At 67.6% G+C, this 21282-nt stretch carries 13 protein-coding genes; 11 read left to right on the top strand and 2 right to left on the bottom strand.

Going from position 1 to position 21282, the window contains the following annotated elements; genetic code table 11:
* Positions 1-80: 80 nt before the first annotated feature.
* Positions 81-1088: a Bug family tripartite tricarboxylate transporter substrate binding protein gene (locus G4D77_RS28435; protein ID WP_046238589.1), complete on the top strand. Its 1008-nt coding sequence runs from the start codon at positions 81-83 to the stop codon at positions 1086-1088.
* A 74-nt stretch (positions 1089-1162) separates the two neighbouring features.
* Here the strand turns inward: G4D77_RS28435 and G4D77_RS28430 are convergent, their stop codons facing one another.
* Positions 1163-2305: a DSD1 family PLP-dependent enzyme gene (locus G4D77_RS28430; RefSeq protein WP_154834084.1), complete on the bottom strand. Its 1143-nt coding sequence runs from the start codon at positions 2303-2305 to the stop codon at positions 1163-1165.
* Positions 2306-2316: 11 nt separating this feature from the next.
* Positions 2317-2721, bottom strand: a complete 405-nt coding sequence (locus G4D77_RS28425) for a GFA family protein (protein WP_046985990.1) — start codon at positions 2719-2721, stop codon at positions 2317-2319.
* A gap of 110 nt (positions 2722-2831) precedes the next feature.
* Here G4D77_RS28425 and G4D77_RS28420 point away from each other — a divergent pair, with 110 nt between their 5' ends.
* The 10 genes from G4D77_RS28420 to G4D77_RS28375 all read left to right on the top strand — a co-directional run bounded on the left by G4D77_RS28420 (position 2832) and on the right by G4D77_RS28375 (position 21094).
* Positions 2832-3371 carry a DUF6886 family protein gene (locus tag G4D77_RS28420; RefSeq protein ID WP_046985991.1) on the top strand — a complete coding sequence of 180 codons (540 nt, stop codon included), beginning with the start codon at positions 2832-2834 and terminating at the stop codon, positions 3369-3371.
* A gap of 177 nt (positions 3372-3548) precedes the next feature.
* Complete coding sequence (locus G4D77_RS28415; RefSeq protein WP_154834083.1) at positions 3549-7637, top strand: TOMM system kinase/cyclase fusion protein; 4089 nt, start codon at positions 3549-3551, stop codon at positions 7635-7637.
* 17 nt (positions 7638-7654) lie between these two features.
* The gene (locus G4D77_RS28410; protein ID WP_016446373.1) at positions 7655-8440 is read left to right on the top strand and encodes a BMA_0021/BMA_0022 family TOMM bacteriocin; all 786 of its coding nucleotides are present in this window, start codon (positions 7655-7657) and stop codon (positions 8438-8440) included.
* 37 nt (positions 8441-8477) lie between these two features.
* Positions 8478-9281, top strand: a complete 804-nt coding sequence (locus G4D77_RS28405; RefSeq protein ID WP_154834082.1) for a class I SAM-dependent methyltransferase — start codon at positions 8478-8480, stop codon at positions 9279-9281.
* Positions 9238-11448 carry a TOMM precursor leader peptide-binding protein gene (locus tag G4D77_RS28400; RefSeq protein WP_154834081.1) on the top strand — a complete coding sequence of 737 codons (2211 nt, stop codon included), beginning with the start codon at positions 9238-9240 and terminating at the stop codon, positions 11446-11448. Before G4D77_RS28405 ends, G4D77_RS28400 begins: the two co-directional genes overlap by 44 nt.
* Positions 11449-11567: 119 nt before the next feature.
* Entirely contained in the window at positions 11568-12512 is a 945-nt protein-coding gene (locus G4D77_RS28395) for an FHA domain-containing protein (RefSeq protein WP_016446376.1), read from the top strand.
* A 198-nt stretch (positions 12513-12710) separates the two neighbouring features.
* On the top strand, positions 12711-13046 hold the full coding sequence (locus G4D77_RS28390; RefSeq protein WP_223275358.1) for a hypothetical protein: 336 nt from the start codon (positions 12711-12713) through the stop codon (positions 13044-13046).
* Positions 13047-13374: 328 nt separating this feature from the next.
* Positions 13375-18387: a hypothetical protein gene (locus G4D77_RS28385; protein ID WP_154834080.1), complete on the top strand. Its 5013-nt coding sequence runs from the start codon at positions 13375-13377 to the stop codon at positions 18385-18387.
* 97 nt (positions 18388-18484) lie between these two features.
* Entirely contained in the window at positions 18485-18919 is a 435-nt protein-coding gene (locus tag G4D77_RS28380) for a GFA family protein (RefSeq protein WP_052195876.1), read from the top strand.
* Between the two features lie 252 nt (positions 18920-19171).
* Complete coding sequence (locus G4D77_RS28375; RefSeq protein ID WP_250134243.1) at positions 19172-21094, top strand: HEAT repeat domain-containing protein; 1923 nt, start codon at positions 19172-19174, stop codon at positions 21092-21094.
* Positions 21095-21282 lie beyond the last annotated feature (188 nt).

Raw genomic sequence — 21282 nt, 5'->3', positions numbered from 1 at the left:
GTAAAAACAAGAGCAGCCTGTGCCTTGCCGGCATAGGACCAAGCCCCCCAGCAAGCCCAACAGCGACTCGGAGACAAACCATGAAAGACAGCGCCTTCCGCATCAATCGCCGCCAGGCGGGCCTCGCCCTTGGCGCCCTGGCCATGGGCGCCCTGGCACCCGCGCGTGCCCAGTCGGGTGCCGCCGCCAACTGGCCCACCAAGCAGGTGCGCATCATCAATCCGTTCCCCGTGGGCGGCGGGCCGGACGGCACCTCGCGCCTGGTGGCCGACAAGCTGGCGCGCCTGTGGAACCAGCCCGTCATCGTGGAAAACCGCCCTGGCGGCAACGGCTTCATCGCCATCGAGGCCTTCAAGCGCGGCGCCACCGACGGCACGGACATCATCCAGCTGGACAACGTCCACCTGGCCGCCTATCCCCACCTGTTCAAGAAACTGCCCTACAGCATCGACAAGGACTTCGAGGTCGTCCTGCCGCTGTTTCGCACCTTCTTCTTCGTCTGCGTGCCGGTCAACAGCCCCTACAAGACCGTGGCCGACCTGATTGCCGACGCCAAGGCGCGCCCCGGCAAGCTCAACTACGGCTCGTGGTCCGTGGGCAACCCGGTGCACCTGGGCTCGGCCCTGCTGGAGTCGCTGACGGGCACCAAGATGGAACACGTCATCTACAAGGAAACCAGCCAGCTGTACACCAGCGTGGCCACGGGCGAGCTGGCCTTTGCGCTGGGCTCCTCGGGCACGGCCGGCCCGCTGATGCGCTCGGGCAAGCTGCGCTTTCTGGCCGTGCTGGCGCCCCACCGCCTCAAGGGCTATGAAGACGTGCCCACCGTGGCCGAGTCCGGCGGCCCGGCCGATGCCGTGGTCACCGGCTGGAATGCCTTTGCCGTCTCCAAGTCCACGCCGCCGGCCGTGGTCGAGAAGATCCGCCAGGACACCATGAAAGTCCTGCGCGAGCCCGACATCCAGCCCAAGTTCCAGACCTTCGGCTACGAGAACTACTTTCCCACGCCCGAAGAGTTCAAGGCCTTCATCGTCGAAGAGAACAAGCGCTTTGGCGACGTGATCCGCCGCGCCAAGATCGAGCTGTAAGCCACAGGCCACAGCAGGCGCAGACGCAAAAAAGCCGCCGCGCCGCAAGGCCGGCGGCTTCTTTCATGCCGTCTTCAGCGCGACAGCCCGCGCGCCGCAATCGGCCACAGCGCGTGCACCGTGCCGCCCTGCAGCACCACCAGCTCGTCGTGCAGGTTGAATGTCGGGTCCACGTGGGAGGGCAGCAGCTGCAGCACGCTGCCCAGGGCGGGCGCCTGGGCGCCAGGCTCCACGCATACCACGCTGTGCTCGTCATTGATGGCCACGCAGCGCAGGCCCGGCGTGCCGTAGACGGCGGGCGGGCCGCATTCGGCCGAGGTGGATTTCAGGCCCGCATCGAGGATGACGCGGTCCGGCGCGGGCGTGCTCATCACCGTGGACAGCAGGAACAGGCTGCGGCGAAAGGCCAGCGCCCCGCCCCATTCGTTGGCACCGTAGTCGCCATCCATGAAGGCATAGGAGCCCGGCTGCAGCTCGGTGTAGACGCCGCTGGCCGCGTCGAACTCCACGCTGCCCGTGCCGCCGCCCGTGATGGTGTGGCACGCCAGGCCGTTGTCGCGCAGCAGCTGCGCGCAGGCCGCCGCCCGGCTCGCAGCCTCCTGGCAGGCCTGCGCACGCTCTTCGCGGCTGCGCCGGTGCTGCACCGCGCCGTGGTAGGCCTGCAGGCCCGCGAAATTCAGGCCCGGCAGATCACGCGCCTGCCGCGCCAGGGCCAGCACGGCCTCGGGGCCCGTGACGCCGCAGCGGCCCTGACCCACGTCCACCTCGACCAGCACGTCGATCTCCACGCCCGCCTGCGCCATGGCCTCGGACAGCTGCACCAGGTTGGCCGCGTTGTCCACGCACACGGCCATGCGCGCACTGCGCGCCAGCCGGGCCAGCAGCGCGTGCTTGGCCGGCCCCACGACCTCGTTGCTGATCAGGATGTCGCGCACGCCGGCCGCCACAAAGGGCAGCGCTTCGCTCACCTTCTGGCAGCAGATGCCACGTGCGCCCAGCGCCAGCTGGCGCAGCGCGATCTGGGGGCACTTGTGCGCCTTGGCATGCGGGCGCAGCGCCACGCCATGGCGGTCGGCCCAGTCCTGCATGGTGCGCAGGTTGGCATCGAAGGCCGTCAGGTCCAGCGCCAGGCTGGGTGTGTCGATGCGATCGAGCGGATCGCCGGGCCGTGCGGCAGGCTCCATTGCCAGGCCGCTGGCGTCATCGTGCAAGGGCATGGTGCTGTGCCTCATTCCTGCGGGGGCGCGTACTGGGCGATGACCTCGGCCTCGGTCATGGTCGGCGTCTGGTTGGCGAAGTCGTAGTAGCCGGGCTTTCTGTCGATGTAGATCTGCGTGGCCAGCTCGAAGTCCTGCGACTCGAAGGCGCCGGCCGGCACAAAGTACTCGCCCGTGGCGTGCAGCCGGTAGTACAGGTGCGTGCCGCACTGCCTGCAGAAGGCGCGCTCGGCCCATTCGGAGGAGGCATAGGTGCCTATGTGCTCGCCGCCCTCGAACTTCACATCGGGCCCGCAATGCACCGCCAGCATGGGGCCACCGCCCCAGCGCCGGCAGTACCCACAGTGGCAGGCCCCGATTTCCCGGGCCTGGGGAGAGAAAAAGCTGACAGCGCCGCAAAGACAGTGACCGTTCATGGTGCGTGGACCTTTCCGTGGGTTGCGAGTACCTGGGATTATTCACAGGTGTCGCGCATCATAGGGGATGGCGGGCCGCCTGCAAATCGCCGCGCCCTACACTGCGCGCCATGCGACTTTTTCATTTCAGCGAAGACGGGGACATCCGGCAGTTCCAACCCCGCCCGGTCCTGAAGGCGGCCCCCCGCCGCCAGGGACAGGAGTGGCTCAACGGCCCCCTGGTGTGGGCCATCGCACAGACGCATCAGCGGCTGTACCTGTTTCCGCGCGAATGCCCGCGCATCGTCATATGGCCGCACGAGCACAGCACCAGCGAAGACAGGGCGCAATGGCTGAACGACCTGCCCGCCGCAGCACAGGCCGTGGCCTATGTGGAGACCGCCTGGGCCGCGCGCCTGCATGCAGCCCGGATACACCGGTATGAGCTTCCAGTCGAGCCGTTCGAAAGCCTGGAGGATGCCGGCATGTACGTGAGCCGGCAGACCGTGCAGCCCCTGCGCCGGGACCTGCTGGTCGATCTGCCGCAAGCAATAGCGGAATGCGGCACCGAGCTGCGCATCGTCGATTCCCTGCAGCCGCTGCGCGGCGTCTGGGACAGCTCGCTGCATGCCAGCGGCATACGGCTGCGCAATGCGGCCAGCTGGGCCTGAGCACCGGACGCCACAGCGATGGCGGCGGCGACGGCAACCATGGGCAAGCACGTAGGCAAAAACAGGCAATTGCATTCGGACGTACGCTATAGTAACGAACGGTATCAAAAGCACGGTCTGCCGTATGACAAATGGACGACTGGATACCCTCCAGGAGGATACCCAACCGAGGCTGAAATGCACGATGCCATCACCAACCCCACGCAAGCTGCGGTGACCCCGGTGGCGCCAGCCCCCCTGGAAATACCCGATTACGAACTGCTGGAAACCTTGGGATCGGGTGGCTACGGCACCGTCTACCGCGCGCGCCACCGGCGCACGGGTGCATCGGTGGCCATCAAGGTCGTCAGGCTGCAGGAAGGCGGCCGCCAGGTGGAGCGCTTCCACCGCGAGACCATGCTGTGCGCGTCCCTGCACCATCCGCACATCGTCCAGTTGCTGGACAAGGGCGAGCAAGGCGACTGCGTCTACGGCGTCTTCGAATATGTGCCCGGCGAGACCCTCAAGAGCCTGATCCGCCGCCAGGGCGTGCTGACTGCCGCCGAGGCCGGCCGCCTCATGGCCGAGGTGCTCGATGCGCTGGACTGCGCGCATGCCGCCGGCATCGTGCACCGCGACCTCAAGCCCGACAACGTGATGGTCACCTCCACGGGCGCGGTGCGCCACGCCATGGTGCTGGACTTCGGCATTGGCACCGTGATCCCGCAGTTTGCCGGCCCGCAGGTCTCGCAGCTCACCATGGGCGACGAGTGCCTGGGCACGCCGGCCTACAGCGCGCCCGAGCAGCTGCGCGGCGAGCCGCCCAGCGCCCGCACCGACCTGTATGCCTGGGGGCTGATGTTCCTCGAATGCCTGACGGGCACGCCCGCCGTGCAGGGCGCCTCGGTGGCCGAGATCGTGCACCGCCAGCTCAGCCCGCAGGAAGTGCAGCTGCCGCCGGCCATCTCCACCCACCCCATCGCCGCCCTGCTGCGCAAGGCGCTCAAGAAGCGGCCTGCGGAGCGCAGCGACTCGGCGGCGGCCCTGCTCAGGGACCTCATGCGCGTGCGGCTGGACGATCTGGTGGGCCAGTTGCCCGCCGCCGCCCAGGTGCAGCAGGCGGACCTGACACGCACCGTGGCCACCACACGCGTGTTCTCCGAAGTGCGCCAGCTCACCGTGCTGTGCTGCAGCGTCTCCCTCTGGCCGGGCAGCGACACCCACGGCATGGACGGCACGACGGGCACCTCAAGCCAGCCCTCGCAGGGGCTGAACATCGAAGACATCGAACTGCTGCAGCGCGAGGAACTCACGCTGTTCTCCGACGTTGCCACCCGGCGCGGAGGCATGCTGGCGGGCACGCTGGGCGACCGCATGCTGGTGCTCTTCGGCTACCCGCACACCAGCGACACCGATGCCCGCCAGGCCGGCATGACGGCCCAGGAGCTGCTGACGCTCAGCCGCAGCCGCGCAGCCGCCATCGAGCAGGTCCACGGACTGCACCTCGGAATCCGCATGGGCCTGCACACCGGCATGGCCGTGGTGGTCGGCGGCGAAGCGCCCTCGGGCCATGCCGTCAACGTGGCCATGCGGCTGGAGGCCATCGCCGATGCGGGCACCCTGCTGGCCAGCGAAAGCAGCCACCGCCTGCTGTCGCGTCATGCGCGCTTCGAGAAGGCCGGCAGCCTGCGCCTGCCCGGCCAGCCCACGGGCATGCAGACCTATCGCCTGGAGCTGGAGCAGCCAGCCGAGCTACTGCAGGGACCGGTGTCCGATGCAGCCTTGCAGTGCATAGGCCGCGAACCCGAACTGCAGCGCCTGCACGACGCATGGGCGCGGGCCCGCGAAGCCGGGGGCAATGCGCTGTGGATTCGCGGCGAGCCGGGCATCGGCAAATCCTGCCTGGCCGACATGCTGCTCGTCCACGCCAGGACACAGGGCGCGAACACCGTGGTGCTGCAATGCCAGCCCGAGCACCGCAACACCGCGCTGACCCCTTTCCTGGGCCTGATACGGCAGCGGCTGGAGGCGGCAGATCCCCCGCAGGACCACCGCGAACAGATGCGCGAAGCCCTGCGCGCCGCAGGCTGCGATGCCGAGGCCGCCCTGCCCATTCTGTGCGCCTGGCTCTCGCTGCCCCTGGGCGACTGCGAGCCCAGCCGCATCTCGGCCGTCATGCAAAGGGCGCTGCTGCTGCAGTCCACCGCGCAATGGCTGCTGCACATGTCCGAAGCCGAGCCCCTGCTGCTGGTCGTCGAGGACGTGCACTGGGCCGACCCCACCAGCATCGAACTGCTGGAGCAACTGGTATCACGCCTGCCCGGGCGGCGCGTGCTGCTGGTGCTCACGGCACGTCCGCAGTGGCAACCGCCCGAGGGCCTGCAGGCCGACTGCGTGGACGTGCGGCGCCTGGAAGACGCCCAGGCCACCGAACTGGCCCGCCAGACGCTGGCACCGCGCCGGCTCAGCCCTGCCGTGATCCGCCACGTGGTGGAACGCACGGACGGCGTGCCGCTGTTCATCCAGGAAATGGCGCGCATGCTGCTGGATGCCCACCTGGTGGAGGAAGACGGCGTCTGGGACTTTCGCCATGCCGGACTGCCGGCCGCCATTCCGCTCACGCTGCGCGACTCGCTGGTCAGCCGCTTTGACCGCATCGGCCCGCTCAAGCCCCTGCTGCAGCTGGCCGCCACCATGGGCCGGCACTTCGACTTCGACCTGCTGTGCGCCTGCCTGGAACGCCCGCAGGGCGAAGTCGGGCAGGAACTGGCCGCCCTGGGCCAGGCCGGCCTGGTGATTGCCGACGAACGCGCGGGCCCGGGCGCCTACATGTTCCGCCACGCGCTGATCCGCGACACGGCCTACGAATGCATGCTGGTATCGCAGCGCCGGCTGCTGCACCGCGACGTGGCCCTGGCCCTGATGCAGCACCAGCCGCAGCGCGTTGCGGCGGAACCCGCAGGCGTGGCCCAGCACTGGGCGGACGCCGGCGACCACGCCCAGGCCGTGGCCCTGGCCGTGCGGCAGTTGCGCATCACCCAGCTGCGCTCGCTCAACGATGAAACCATTGCCTACGCGCGCCATATCGACGACTGGCTGCAACAGCTCCAGGGCGTGGCCCAGCGCGAGGCGCGGCTGGACGTCAACAGCTACGTGACCCAGGCGCTGATGAACAAGCACGGCTGGGCCCATGCCCAGGTGGTGGAACGCATCGCGCTGTCGCAGGAGCTGCTGGCCGGCCCGGGCGCCAACGCCGTGGCCGACTACAAGCAGGTGCAGCACCTGTGGATGCTGATCACCTACCACCACGTGGCCAGCAACCGCGAGGAAGTGCGCCAGCTCAGCCACCGGCTGCTGGAGCAGGCCGTGCGCCAGCAGGACACGGGCGTGCTGGTGGCCGCCCAGACCTACCTGGGACTGGCCCACTACTCCGACGGCCGATTCGAGCAGGCCGAAGAAGCGCTGACCGACGCCATCACCCGCTACGACCCCGTGGCCCATGCCCACCATGCGGCCGAGTTCGGCTTCGACACCCGTGTCTGGGCCACCTGCGGGCGCGCCCTGGTGCGCTGGTTCGCCGGCTTCGGGCAGGCCGCGCTGGCCGATGCGGCCGACGCCGTGCGCCTGGCGCACGAGGTCTCGCACATTCCCTCGCTGAGCATGGCCCTGCTCTACCAGGGCCTGGTCCACCAGGCGCGCGGCGACCGGGCCAGCGCGCTGGCCACCACGGGCGAGCTGCTGGACATCACGGCCCGCTACGGCCTGCCAGCGTTCTCGGGCTATGCGGACATCATCCGCTGCTGGGCCCTGGGCGAGGGCACGGCAAGCGAAGACAGCGAAGGCATAGCGCGCGCCAGCGCAACGGCGCAGGTGCTCTGGGACATGGGCTGCCGCTACTGCCAGACCTACTACCGCTCCTTCGTCGCCGAAATGCTGGCGGCCAGCGGGCGCTGGACCGAGGCCCTGGACAAGATCGACGAATGCCTGCGCCTGGCCGACGTGCTGGACGAACGGCTGCACAGCAGCGAGCTGCACCTGAAGAAGGCCCGCTTCCTGCTGGCCATGGGCGCCGACCACGCGGCCGTGCAGGACAGCCTGGCCCAGGCGGCCGGGACTGCGCGCACTGCCGGCAAGTACCGCACCGAAACCGAGGCACTGGCCCTGTCGCAGGCCCTGGCACCCGCCAGGCAGGACGTGGCCGCGCGCCTGAGTGAGCTGGCCGCGCTGCGGCCTGAACTGTCCGTGCACCTGTCCGGGCCCCTGCCCGGCCAGGCGCATTTTTCTTGAACCGAGGATGAAGTCACATGACCACCCAGCTGCAGAATACTGAACCGTTGCTCGCATTCCGCCTTGCCTACCTGCGGGCCATCGCCCGCTCCTGGCAGGATGACGCCTACCGCCGTGACCTGCTGGGGCAGCGCGACATCCAGCCCATGCTGCACCGCGACTTCAACCTGCCGACCCAGTGGCCCCAGGTCGATGTGTCGCTGCGCCTGAGCGACGACCCCACCCAGCGCGCCGAATGGAAGCCCGTGCTCACGGCCGGCTGGATCGGTCCCGACGATGAATTCGTCATCGTCCTGCCCCAGGCGCCCCAGACCCATGCCTCCGAGGCCCTGGCCGCCTACTACCAGCTGTTCCCCAACTTCATGGGCGTGAGCACCTCGTTCGAGGAACCGAACAACGGCATGCTCAGGGCTGCCCTGCCCACTGGCCTGGGCATCCCCGGCGGCGGCCCCGACTCGCTGCTGGCCTTCGGCGGCGTGGTGTTGCGCGCCATCGCCCTGGCCTGGCAGTCGCCCGAGTTCCACGCGGAGCTGACGCGTGACGACGGCAAGGACAAGGCCCCCGTGCTGAGCCAATGGCTGGGCTACAACAACCCGTTCAACTTCCAGGTCCGCTTCGAGACCGAACAGGCCTTCACCTGGGACGCCGCGCGCGGCGAGTGGAACCTGCAGCGCGCAGACGGCACGGCCATCAAGAACGGCATCGTGCTGAACTACCCGGTGGCACCCGCCGAGCAGGACCTGTGGGCCATCGCCCTCACCTCCTACAACAACACCGGTGACGCCTATCCCTTCACCTGCTGATACGGCACCGGCGCAGCTGCAAGGGGCCACGGCTACCTTGCTGCTGACGCTGGCGGCACGTGCCCGCGCTGCAGGTGCGGCAGCTCCCCCGGAGCTGCACGACCTGCCGCCCTTTGCCGACCCCGAGGCGTGCCGCATCGCGGCGGCGCTGCCCCAGGCCAGCGAGGCGCACGCCGCCGACCCCGCCTTTGTGCGCAGCGTGGTGCTGCGCACGCAGCTGTTCGACCGGCTCACCACGCAATTCCTGAGCGCGCATCCGTCCGGCCTGTGCATTGCGCTGGGCGCGGGCCTGTGCACGCGGCGCAGCCGCCTGGCGGCCCTGGCCGGCACCGCACGCTGGCTGAACGTGGACCTGCCCGACGCCATTGCGCTGCGCGATCAATACATGGACGGCGACGAAACCCGCCTTGCCTGCTCCATCCTCGACACCTCCTGGCTGGACGCCGCCGCCCTGCCCGGCAGCCAGCCCGTTCTGGTGCTGCTCGAAGGCGTCTGCCCCTACCTTCCCCAGGCGCCGCTGGAGGCCATGCTGCAGCAGCTGGCCCAGCGTTTTGCCGCGCCCGGCAGCCCGCCGTGCACCGTGGTGCTCGACCATGTGCACCCGGCCCTTGCACGGCTGCCCATGCAGGTGGGCGGCATGCGGCTGCCCGTCGTCTCGGGCTTTGCGGACGGCGCCCAGATGGAGCGCATCCACCCCGCCATCCGCATCAGCCTGCAGGAGCACCTGTATGCCCGGTTCTCGCAGCAGCACCAGCTGTTCGAGACCGCCTTCCACGCCACCACCGGCCAGCACCCGTATGCCGTCGTCCGCCTTGAACTGGGAGCCCCGTCCCTTGCCTGAGCCTGCGGCCCCGGACCTGTTTGCCGACGCCTTCCGCTGGCACGAGAAATTCCTGTCCCCCGTGCAGCAGGGCGACCGCCTTTTGCTGACCAGCGAACGTGACACCCTGGCCCTGGGCTCCGCCGCCGTCCTGGCGCTCAACGCCCCGCTGCAGGCCGGCACCAGCCTCATGCAGCACTGCGCCACAGCGCCCGATGCGCCGCTTGCGCAGATGCTGCACGCCCTGGGCGCCCTGCTGCGCCAGGGCCTGGTCCAGCCGGTGCTGCACAGCGGCTTGAACGGCCACGGTTATCTGCAACCGGATTTCTCGGCCCCGCCCGTGCGCCTGCAGGCATCGGAGCAGATCGACATCGTCCTGCTGACTGCAGCGCTGGACAGCACAGCCGCCTGCCACTGGGCTGCGGCCGTGGCCACGCAGGCACCAGCCCCCACCCCGCTCACCATCGTTTTCTGCGACGACTACCTGGACCCGCGCCTGGGCGCCATCGACGCCGGCCAGCGTGCCGCAGGCCGGCCCTGGCTGCCGGTCCGGCCCGCGGGCGAGCAGGCCATGGCCGGGCCCTTGTTCACGCCCCATGCCGGCACCGCATCGGCCTGCTGGCATTGCCTGGCGCACCGCTGGCAACGCAACCATCCCGCACGCGCCGCGCAAGGCGGCCCGCCGCACGACAGCGGCCGCTGCCCGCCCGTGCGCGCCGGCGCCGACCTCATCGCCACGCGGCTGCAGGCCCTGCTGCCCACGGTGCAGCGCCTGCTGGCGCACACCGATGCGGCGCAAACCGTGTGGACGCTGGAGCCCCCCCAGGCCCACCCCGTGGCCGCCCGCCCGCAATGCCCGCACTGCGGCACACCGGGGCTGATGGCACTGCGCCAACGCGAACCCATTGCGCCAGTTCCCGGCACGCATGCCGCGCGCGCCGACGGCGGCTGGCGCAGCGTGCCGGCCGAGACCACGGTGCAGCGCCTGTCCCGGCACGTCAGCCCGCTGACCGGCGTGATTGCCCGGGTCACGCCGCTGACAGCCGAGACCGACGAAGCGCTCACCGTCTACCGCAGCGAAATCTTCAGAACGCCCGCGCCTGGCAGCGGCTTCCTGGCAGCCCCCCCGACACAGCTGTGCCTGGGCAAGGGCCTGTCGGCCATGCAGGCCCGCGCCAGCGCCATGTGCGAAGCCGTGGAGCGCTACGCCGCCTTCCACCAGGGCGATGAAGCCGTGGTCGTCGCCCCCGCCGCGCAGCTGGATGCGCCCTGCATTCCTCCCACAGCGCTGGCCCGCTTCAGCGACCGGCAGACCGCCCGCTTTGCCGCCGACAGGCCGCCGCATGCCGTGGCCCCCGGCGCCGGCCAGGGCGAACCCCTGTGGTGGGCGCCCGCCTGGTCCCTGACCGCCGATGCGCGCCGCTACCTGCCGCTGGGCTTTTGCCTGGCCCATGCGCCCGCGCAAAGCCAGCACCACGTGGGCTGGACCTCCAACGGCTGCGCGGCCGGCAACACGCGGGAAGAAGCCATCCTCCAAGGCTTCATGGAACTGGTGGAGCGCGACGCCGCGGCCATCTGGTGGTACGGCCAGATCCGCAGGCCCGCCATCGCGCTGGACGGCATCGCCGCAGCCACGCGCCAGCGCCTGGCGCGCAGCTGCGGCCCGCAATGGTCGTACTGGCTGCTGGACATCACCCATGACTTCGGCATACCGGTCGTGGTCTGCGTGGGCCGCCACGCGGATACCGGCCATTGGGCCGTGGGCTTTGGCTGCAGCCTGGACCGCGCCCTGGCCTGCGAACGCGCCCTCACCGAAATCAGCCAGCTGATCGCGGCGGGCAAGGGCTTTGCCGTGCCGCAGCAGGTGCAGGCCTTTCTGCATCCGCTGGACGGCACCGATGCGCCGCCGCAACAGCCTGCGCAGCAGGCGGACACCGCGCCGCCGGACATTGCCCGGGCCATTGCGCACTGCGTGGACATCGCACGGGGCCTGGGCCTGGAAACCATCGTCTACGACCACTCGCGCCCCGACATCCCTCTGTACACCGTCAAGGTCGTGGTTCCGGGCCTGTGCCATATCTGGCCGGAACTGGGCAATCCACGGCTGCGCGACGTGCCCGTGGCCCTGGGCTGGCGCAGCCGGCCGCTGCAGGAATCCGAGTTCAATCCGCAGGCGCTGTACGTTTGACAAACTGAAACGCGCAGCGGGCATGTACTCTCTCGGCTTGGCAACAGGCTGCCGGCTCCGGGCCAATGCGCCCCCAGCCCACCCCCTGTTCACACAAGCCCCAAGGAGAATTCGAGGCGATGGCCCTCTTTCGTAACCAACTCGACGGCAGCATCGTCGTGCTGCGGCCCCTGCATACCTTCGGCCGCCACCCCTCGGTCTGCCAGACCGTCATGAAGGCGCCCGACGTCTCCCAGGTCCACGCCCTGTTCCGCTGGAACCGGCAGACCTGGGAAATCGTGGACCAGAGCCGCAACGGCACCATGCTCAACGGCGTGCGCCTGGTCGCCGGCCGCTGGACCGTACTGACCGTGGGCGCCAGGCTCAGCATGGGCGAAGGCGCAGAAGCGGCCTGGACCGTGCAAGACCTGGGACCGCCCGTCACCTGCCTGAGCCCCGGCCCGGGCCTGCCCCAGGACGCCCCCCTGGCCCTGAACCCGCGCGGCACCCTGCTGCCCGACGCCCAGGAGCCCGAAGCCAACGTCTTCTTCGAAGACGGCCGCTGGCTGCTGGAGTCCGGCGACGGCACCGAGCCCCTGGTGGACGGCGCCATGGTCCACACCTCCGCAGGCAGCTGGGAATTCGTGCAATGCGACGACCTGGAATCCACGCGGGAAAGCAGCTTCGACCCGCATGCGCCCAAGCCGCCGGACGTGTCCTTTCGCTTCCACGTCAGCCAGAACGAGGAGCACGCCAGCCTGACCGTTATGAGCGACGGCAAGCCCATCGCGCTGGGTGAACGCATACACCACTACACCCTGGTCACCCTGGCCCGCGTGCGCCAGCAGGACGCCCACAAGGGCCTGGCCCCCGCAAGCCAGGGCTGGATAGAGCTCGACGCGCTCTCGCGCATGCTGGGCGTGGATTCGTCGTACGTGAACATCCAGATCTTCCGCGCCAAGCACCAGATCCTCAGCGCCCTGCCCGAATGCGCGGCCTTGCCGGCCCTGGTGGAGCGGCGGCGCGGCAGCCTGCGCTTCGGGGACTTTGCGTTCGAGATCGAGGGCGGCGCGCGCAGCGCCTGAACGGCGAACTGCAACGGAGAACGGCAGGCACACGGCGCATCGCTCGCCGTATGTAATCAGCTGTAATTTTCTTGTTGTGCACACGTCAATAAAGTGGGAACCGGTTCCTGCCGCCTGCGGCAAGGACCTCTCACCCTCCTCCCGGACCGGGTTGCCCGAGTCCACTGGCGCACCTGGAAACCGCAAATGAGCATGGACATGCGACGTGTACTGTTGATCCCCGCCAGCGCGCGGCCCGTTGACCCTGGCCTGGCCAGCCTTTCCATGGACGCACAGGTCTGGGAAAACGGCTATCCCCTGGTCGTCGGCAAGGCCCGCCACGGCCTGCTGCAGGACTTCTGGCGGCACTACTACGGCGAATCCGCCGCCATGTTCGTGGCCTCGGACCAGCTGCTGGAACTGCACAACGACATCATGGCCGCCATCCCCGCCTGCGTGGGCGAGATGCCGGTGCTGCGTTTTCTCAACGACCTCGGAAGAATGTGCCTGCAGGCGCATGGGGACGGCAGCGGGCTGCAGGTCATCGGCGACTAGTGGCCGGCTTGCCGCGCCGCAATGGCGCGGCCGGCGCAGCCAAGGCCCGTAGGCGCAGGCAGGCCCCCAGGCGATATCCATTGCCCCGCATGGCCACCTGCGCCCATCGGGGATGCAGGGCACTCTTGCTGCCCGTCAGTGAATCAAAAAGAGATTCCCGCGAAGGACGCCCCAGGAGTCCGAACGTCGAATGCACAGGAAACCGGGCGCTGGCTTGAAGCGATGACCGGCAAGCTCCCCCACGGCGGGCCATACAGACCGCAACCCTTCAAGCGATGGGCAGACCGCGCCATTCATTTATCTCTCAACGGATATCAATGGAGGATGTATGACGGAAGCTTTCAACGGACTGGCACTGGGTACCGCCACCAACCTGATCAAAGGCTACGCGCCGGGGTGGGACCCATCCAGGGGCATGCTGGACATACTGCACCGCCCCCGGCAGCAGCCGATGGAGCCGCAAGCGCCTGAGCCCTCCGGCAGCCGGGGCGACTGGGGATATCCGGTGATCAGCCTCCACGAGAGCGCACAGAGCCTGGTCACCGCGCTGCTGCCCTATGGCATCGATATGCCTGCGATAGACACGGCGCCACCGTCCCTGCCGGCGGGCGCCTTGCTGCTGTCGGCGCCCACCGGGGCTGCCGCGCTGGACAGCCTGGTCCAGACACTGGGCATCTCGCTGCACGACACCAGCCTGCGATTTGCGCTCGTCAAACTAGTCCGCCAGGACGAGACATTGCGCCACACGACCAAGGAGAACCAGGTCCTCACCACGGTCCATGCGCTGCGCCCGGATCCACGCATTGGCGTCGATGGCGAATTCATGCGCTCCATGGCGCGGCTGCGCCATTTCCAGGCAGAGGGCTCGCAGGACACGGCCGCCGACCTGACGCTCAGGGACGCCAACCTCTTTCTGGACAACTTCGCCGAATGGGGCACGCATTTCGTGTCCTCCATCACGGTCGGGGACCAGATCATCCAGGTATTTGCCTACGAAGCCGAGCGCTTCGCACGGGTGCAGCAGGCATTCAATGGCTCCGAAAACGACTTCACGGGCGCCAATGCCGTCAAATTCCAGTACTTCACCACGGATGCGGAAAAAGGCGCGTTCGGCTTCGTCAAGCAATTCGGCAACATCCTGAACCTCAGCCACAGCCCCCAGTTCCAGCAAAGCCTTGCAGACGGGGATTGGGTGGAGAAAACCTGGGCCAAGCGCAACAGCGTATTCCAGCCCTTTTCCGTGGACTCGGCAGTATCGCTGTCCCGATTGAACCGGGATTTCACCGACCAGGCTCCCGTCGCCATCACGCTGGGGCCGTTGACCACCTTCACCGAATACAAGCGCACGGCGGTGTGGCGGCGCGTCTTCAAGGCGGCCATGTCCAGCGTGTTCGGCGATGCGATACAGCCCCAATTCGTGCCGCATGACTCCAGCGACTTCGCCGCACTGATCCCGGAAGACCAGCCCGGCGTGGTCTCCGCCATTGCCACGCCCAGCATCAATGTCTACAAGGCCCGCCTGAATCTGGCGGGCATGCAGTTGGTGGCCCGGTCCGAAGTGCGCAACTTCACGTCCTACGGCTATGTGGTCGCCGTCCGGTCCCAGGCCGCCATCGAGCTGCCCGGCGACAAGGTGGGCCTGTACGGCTACATCCTGGACATGAGGACGACCGGCCTGCCCAACGTGGTAGCACTCAGCAATGCGGGCTTTGAAGGACTGTCCATCGGCTGCAGCCAGTTCCTGGGCGCGGCACGCTTTCAGAACCACGACGGGGACAGGCACTTCCTGGTGGTCGACGGCCTGCGCTACGAATTGGACGCCAAGGGCTGGCCCCGCGTCATCGAGGACGTGCGGCGCGTGCCCCCTGCCACCGAGCTGCCGGCCCTCAAGGACAGCCTGGAGTTTTCGCTGGCCTTCGGCGAAGCCGTGCTCGGCATGCAGGCCGACCAGATGGGCGCCGTGACGGTACGCACACTGGCGCGCGGCTACCTGAAATGGGTGGCGCAGGTCATCCCTGCCGATACCCGCGACGAGGACCTGCTTGCGATGCGCTTTCGCGCCCTGGACCTGGGCAGCTACACGCCCAGTTCCGGACAAGGCGCGTTCGTACCCATCCTGCCGGCCTCCGACTATGAGGCCTCGGTCAAAAAGATACTGGACTACCTCCAGGAGATCCAGCGCCAGATCAGCGAAGACACCATCCAGATCAACCAGCGCAAGCAGGCCGAGCTGACCGTCGATGTCGGCAAGGCCTTGAACGAGAACATCGTCCAGAGCGGCAAGCTGCTGTCCGGGCTGATCGATGCCAACGCCAAGTCCGCAAAGGACCTGTCGAACCACTACGACTCCGTGATCGCTGCCAGCCAGGCCGAGGCGAAGGCCCAACAGGAGAAGATCAACGACCTGTCCAAGGCCCTGTTCGAGCAGCAGGCAGAGGTCAACCAGGCGGTGCAGCGCTACAAGGCGGCCGTCGTGCAGTGGGAGACCCTGGAATGGGTAAAGTTCGGTCTGGACGTGGCCACCACCGCCTTCAGCCTGGGCACGTCGGTTTTCGTGCCCGCCAGCTCGATCAATGCGGTCAAGGACCTCGGCCTGACCGTGCAGCGCATCCAGAAGGCACTGAACATCCTCAATGCCACGATGAAGGTCTACACCACCATCTCGGGCACCGTGAAGAACATCCAGGACGCGCAAAAGACGCTGGACGGGCTCGATGGCATGGACTATGGCGATACCTCCACCCTCCAATGGGACGAGATGTCGCTTCAGCTCGACGTGGTGATGTCGACCGGACCCAGCGGCAGCGGCGTCAACGAAGCCAAGGCCGAGATGGTCGCCGCGTTCAAGATCCTCGTCATGCGGGGCAAAGCGCTGACCGGTGCCCAATCGGGCCTGCACCAGATCCTTCGCGACATCTACTCCACGCAGCGCCAGAAGGTGCTCAACGACCGTCAGGCGGAGCGCCTGAACGCCCTGGCCGACAAGCTCAACCCCTTGCAGATCAAGGACCTGGACAGGCAGGCCATCGACCTGGTCGGCCTGACGGGGAGCCTGGACTACCTGCGCCGCCAGATGCTCACCACCTTCGCCAAGTCCTTCCTGTTGCAGGACCAGGCGCTGCAATATGCGTGGCTGCAGCCCCCTACGCCGATTGCCAGCTACAGCCTGATGAACTTCATGCAGTCGCGCATCGCCCAGAACGAGGCCACACTGGAGGCCAAGTCGCAGTTGCTGCAGTACCAGGCCTCGACCACCCGCCCCATCACCATCGACATCCAGGGCGTGCTGGCCTCGGACATCAGCAACGGCAACGCCTTTGAAATCACCATCGACCCCAACCAGCCACAACTGAGCCAATACGTGAACCTGCGCGTGCGGGCCGTGGTGGCCGAGGTCATGGGCGTCAAATCGACAGACAGCGGCAAACTGCTGACCAGGCTGACCTTCGAAAGCAAGCCCTTCGTGGACCGCAACGTGGAGCGCTCCATGCTGCGCTTTCACACACCCTGGCGCGAGCGCGTGTACCAATTCGACGTGGCCACAGGACAGCCTGATTTCAGCGACCAGGGCCATTCATGGTCGGCGGACATCAGCCCCGTCACGCCCTTCGGCTCCTGGCTGATCTCGCTGCCCAAGACGCAAACCAACCGGGGCCTGGCCTTTGCCGGCCTGACGGTGGACATCCGCCTGACCTTCGTCCTGGACGCCCGCATCGTCGACGTGCCGATGCTCGCGGGCGGCAGGGCCCACGCCCGCCAGCGCGCCGTGCGCACTGAAGCGGTGCGGGGCGCGCTGATGGCCCTTGCGGCCGAAGACCCCGCACAGCCCACGCCGGACAAGCTGATCTCGCTGCTCAATGCCGCAGGGACAACCACCAATGGCTGGGACGTGGTGTTCAACATGGGACTGCAGCAGATCAACAAAGCCCTGCTCAGCCAGTATGAAGAGCTCAAGCGCGACAGCAAATACAAGAACTCCATCTCCGCGCAGACCCGGACCAAGGTCATCGACGGCGTGTGGTCCATCAAGAAATTCGACCTCGAGTATGGCTATCCGCTGCTGAGCTTCCAGGCCAACAACAACAGCACCGTCGTGCTGAAAATGCAGATAGAAAAAGGCTCGCAGATCAACTGCATCCAGATGGGCGACACCCCTGAAAAATGCGATGCGCCGGTCTCCATCGCGGGCAAGACGCTCACGGCCGTCGTCAACCTGACCAAGGTGGAGGGCAAGATCACCAAGGAGGGCAAGGAACTGCAGATCCTCAAGGTCGTGCTGGACATGTCCCAGGGCGCATTCACCGTCGAGAACATCGACATCAGCGACGAGGAGAAGGTCGACCTCAACGCGGCAATCAAGGCCTACTTCTCGGAAAACCCGGTCGTCTACCTGATCAATGCCCTGGACCTGACCAGCGTGCCCGTGATCGACGGACTCAAGCCCAAGGGCTTTCTCTTCAAGGTGCTGCGCACGGCAGCCAACGTGGACATCCTTCAGCTGTTCATCCAGACCGGCAACCGGGCCCTGCTCAACCCCACGCTGACCTTCCTGAACAATGTGCCCGAGCCGCTGCCACAAGGCAACGAAACGTCCCTGCTGATCCGCAGCGAGCTGTTCTTCTCCGACATCCTGCCCAGCGCCATGAACCGATCCGGATGGAGCCTGGCCGGCCGCAAATCCTCGGAACAGAACTCGGCCTCCTGGGGGGAGTTCACCAATGCCCCGGTCTCCGCGACCAACATCGACCTGAGCAGCCTGACCCAGACCACGACCACCTCCTCGCCCATGGGCGGCGGGGGCTCATCGACCACCACGAAATACTTCTTCCCCGACAACAAGGTCTCCTGGAACCTGTCGGGCATGACGCTCAAGCCGATGGGCAGCGGTCAGATGCAGCTGCAAGGCAGCAAGACACAGTCGATGACCATCAAGACCAGCACCACCTACAGGTACTGGCCCTGCTTCTCCAACTGCTCGGACACCTGGGAATCCTCGTTCACCAACGACGCCACCTCCAACGTCCAGGCGGCAGCGCCGGTGACCGTCAGCGGCAGCGGCCGGGAGCAGAACATCAGCATCTCCATGAGCAGCCAGGCCGTGACGGTCACGGGTCATGTGGCCGGCGGCGGACCTTCGGGATCGGACGACCTGCAAGCCAAGGTCAACCAGCAGGTCAAGTCACAGGTGCCGCAGCAAATCGCCACCCAGCTGAACGTCAGCTTCTCGGCCGTCTCGCTGTTCGCCATCAAGAACCTGCTGTTCCCTGCCAACAACTACATCAACTTCACCCGCGCGGCCGTGCCGGGCGACCTGCTGGTGCTGGGCAACTTCCAGTCCTGAGCCCGGCCTAGCCCGGCTGGATGCGTCCGACGCTGCGGCAAGCACACGGCAAATCGGCGCATGCACAATCGCATGCGCCTTTTTGTCCTTGCAAGATATGAGTCCCAACACCAGCACCAAGACCGACACCAATGCCGCGCCCCCCGCCACCACGCCTCTGACCGGCAGCTGCCTGTGCGGCGCCATCGCCTATGCACTGCGCTCCACGCCCCAGGCCGTCTCGCACTGCCACTGCCGCATCTGCCAGAAGGCCCACGGTGCCGCATTCGCCACCTACGGCAGCGTGCCGGCAAAGGACCTTGTCTTCACCCGGGGCCAGGAGCAATTGCGCTCCTTTGCCTCATCGCCCGGCATCACGCGCTGCTTTTGCCAGCAATGCGGCTCATCGCTGTCATGGCACAGCCAGCATTACGAAGAAGGCGCATGGATCTCCGTCGCACTGGCCACGCTGGATTCGGAGTTTGTCGTGGGCAGGCAGCGGCATGTGAACCGGGGGGCGGGGATGGCGTGGGTGGATGGTGGGACAAGGTGATCGGGCGGATGGGGTCGGCCAAAAGCGGCCGGATGCCAAGGCCTGCCCGGCCGGTCGACCGGTGGACGACTTGTCCAGTGGCGGCCCTGGGGCGGCACCTATGATGCAGGGCGCGCCAGACGAGCCTGTGCTGGTGGTCTTCTCGGACAAGCAGAACCAGGGCAATCCGGACCGGCCCTTCCAGTACTTATGAACGACAACCCAAGCCAGGCACTCGCAGACCAGCTGCAGAGCTCCACAAAAAACGTCGATGTGTTCTTGGCGCTGCAAGCGCTGTCCTGCGCTGCCCCCGCAGTGGCTTTCGAGGCCATCACGACATTCATGAGGTCCGCGCCGGCAAATCAGCTGCCCCTGGCCCGAAATGCACTGCTGGAGCTGGCGGACCGCGCTCCCGCGCTCCTGGTGAGCGCGACGCTGGACGAAGACGCAAAGGTGGCTGACGCGGCCAGGCAGGCCTTGTTGATCCGTCCCTCCAATGAGGCACTGCCCCTGTACCTGCGCATGGCCAAGTCCAAGAGCGTTGACGAAGCCTGCTCGGGCTGCATGTACCTGGGCCGTATCTCCTCGCCACAGGCCCGGGCGCCTTTGTTCAAGGCCTTGGGCCACCGCAGCGCAGCGGTGCGCGAGTATGCGGCGACATCCATTCACAGCCACGCCGACGAACACTGGATCGCCGACCTGCTGGAGGCCATCCGCACGCTGCGGCGTGAGGAGACCGACAAAAAGAAAGACTTTGGCGAGGTGATCAACACGCTGTGCAGCGCGGTGGTCCAGAAATCCACACACGCCTGCCTGGACCTGCTGATGGAAGGACTCCACGATGCGGACGCCAGAGTCCGCGGGACCTGCATCAGCGCACTGGGGCGCCTGGGCGATACGGCAGCCGTGGTCCCGCTGATCGAGACGCTTGAACACCCGCGCCGCGGGATGCCGCGGGAGCTGAGGACGGCACTGGTCAAGGTGCTTGGCGAGTTGGGCGACACGCGTGCGATCGCGCCACTGCTGCGTGCCGGAGTGACCGTTGCAGCACCGGCGCTGGGCCCGCTGAAGGCGCAGGAAGCCGTGCCTGAACTGATGGCCGCGCTGGAACAGGCAAGGACACCGCGCGATGCCGACGAGCTGGCCGAGGTGTTGGCCCAGCTGCAAGGGCCCGGCGAGTCGCAGTGGCCCCGCGCAGGGTTGCGCACGGCGTCGCTGCAGGTACGCCGAGCCGCCGCGCTGCAGCTGGCGCGCACCGCGCCCCAGGAAGCGGCCCAGCATCTGCGCGCCATGCTGCCCCAGCTGTGCGGCGGCGACGCCGTGGGCGTGGCCGAAGCGCTGGCCTTGATGGGCTCAGCAGAGGGTTTCGAAGGCTTCGCGAAGGCATTGGCGGACGACCCCCACCACTGGAATGCCAGCGCCGTGGCGTACGCCTGCCAGAATCTTCGCGGCCCCCAGGTGCAGGCCCTGCTCCTGGGGCTGATACCCGGCATCCGCAACGAATACGTCCACCACGTCTGCAAAGCGCTGGCAGCGCAAGGGGCTGAGGTATTGCCTGCGCTGATCGCTGCAGCCCAGGCAGCCGGCGACAGCTTGCGATACCGCTACGTGATGGCGCTTGCCGAATTCCGCGACCCCCAGGGGGCCGGTTTGCTGGCGCCTCTGATGGTCCGCCGCAACCCGTTGCGGGACGCCGCCATGCTGTCGCTGTCAGCCACGCCCAGCGCCGAGGCCAGCGCGGCGCTGGCTGCGGCATTGCTGCAAGCCGAATCGCCGGCTGATGCCCGGCTGATCACCGAAACGCTGGCGAAGGCAGCCACGCGCGAGGCGATTCCCGACCTGATACGGGCGCTGCAGGCCGACCTCGCCACCGAAGAGATATTGGAAGCCTTGGGCCGTCTGGGCAGACTGGGCGACCGGACGGTTGTGCCTGCACTGATCGATCAACTGAGCAGCCCCAACGCGCGCCGCCGCCAGGCAGCAGCCATGGCGCTGGGGCAGATCGCAGACCCTGCGGCGGGGGCACCGCTTGTCCGCCTGCTGCTGAAAGAGTTTCATCTGGAGGTGGCACAGGCCGCAATGCAAGCCTGGCTGGCCATGGGCGCGCAAGATGGTGGCGCACTCGATGGGCTGGGCGCGCCGGGCACGCGCGCATTCCTGTTGGCCAGTGCCAGACAGCTGCGCAGGGAACGCTGACACGCACATCCCCGCACGGATTGCGGTGCGCCCGGTCAGGATCTGCCATCGCTGTAGAGCCGGCATTCGGTGCGGCTGCTTGAGGCTGAGAGCTGCCCGGCCCCTTGACGAAGATTCACCGTGCCTTCAGGCAAAATCCAGACGATCGGGAAAGCTTGGCGTCAGGTCTGCCGGGAAGCCCAACTTGA

It is taken from the genome of Delftia sp. WY8 (genome assembly GCF_018437695.1).
Lineage (GTDB): Bacteria > Pseudomonadota > Gammaproteobacteria > Burkholderiales > Burkholderiaceae_C > Comamonas > Comamonas tsuruhatensis.
The sequence above is the reverse complement of the archived record's forward strand: the minus strand, read 5'-3'. Positions and strand labels throughout refer to the sequence as shown.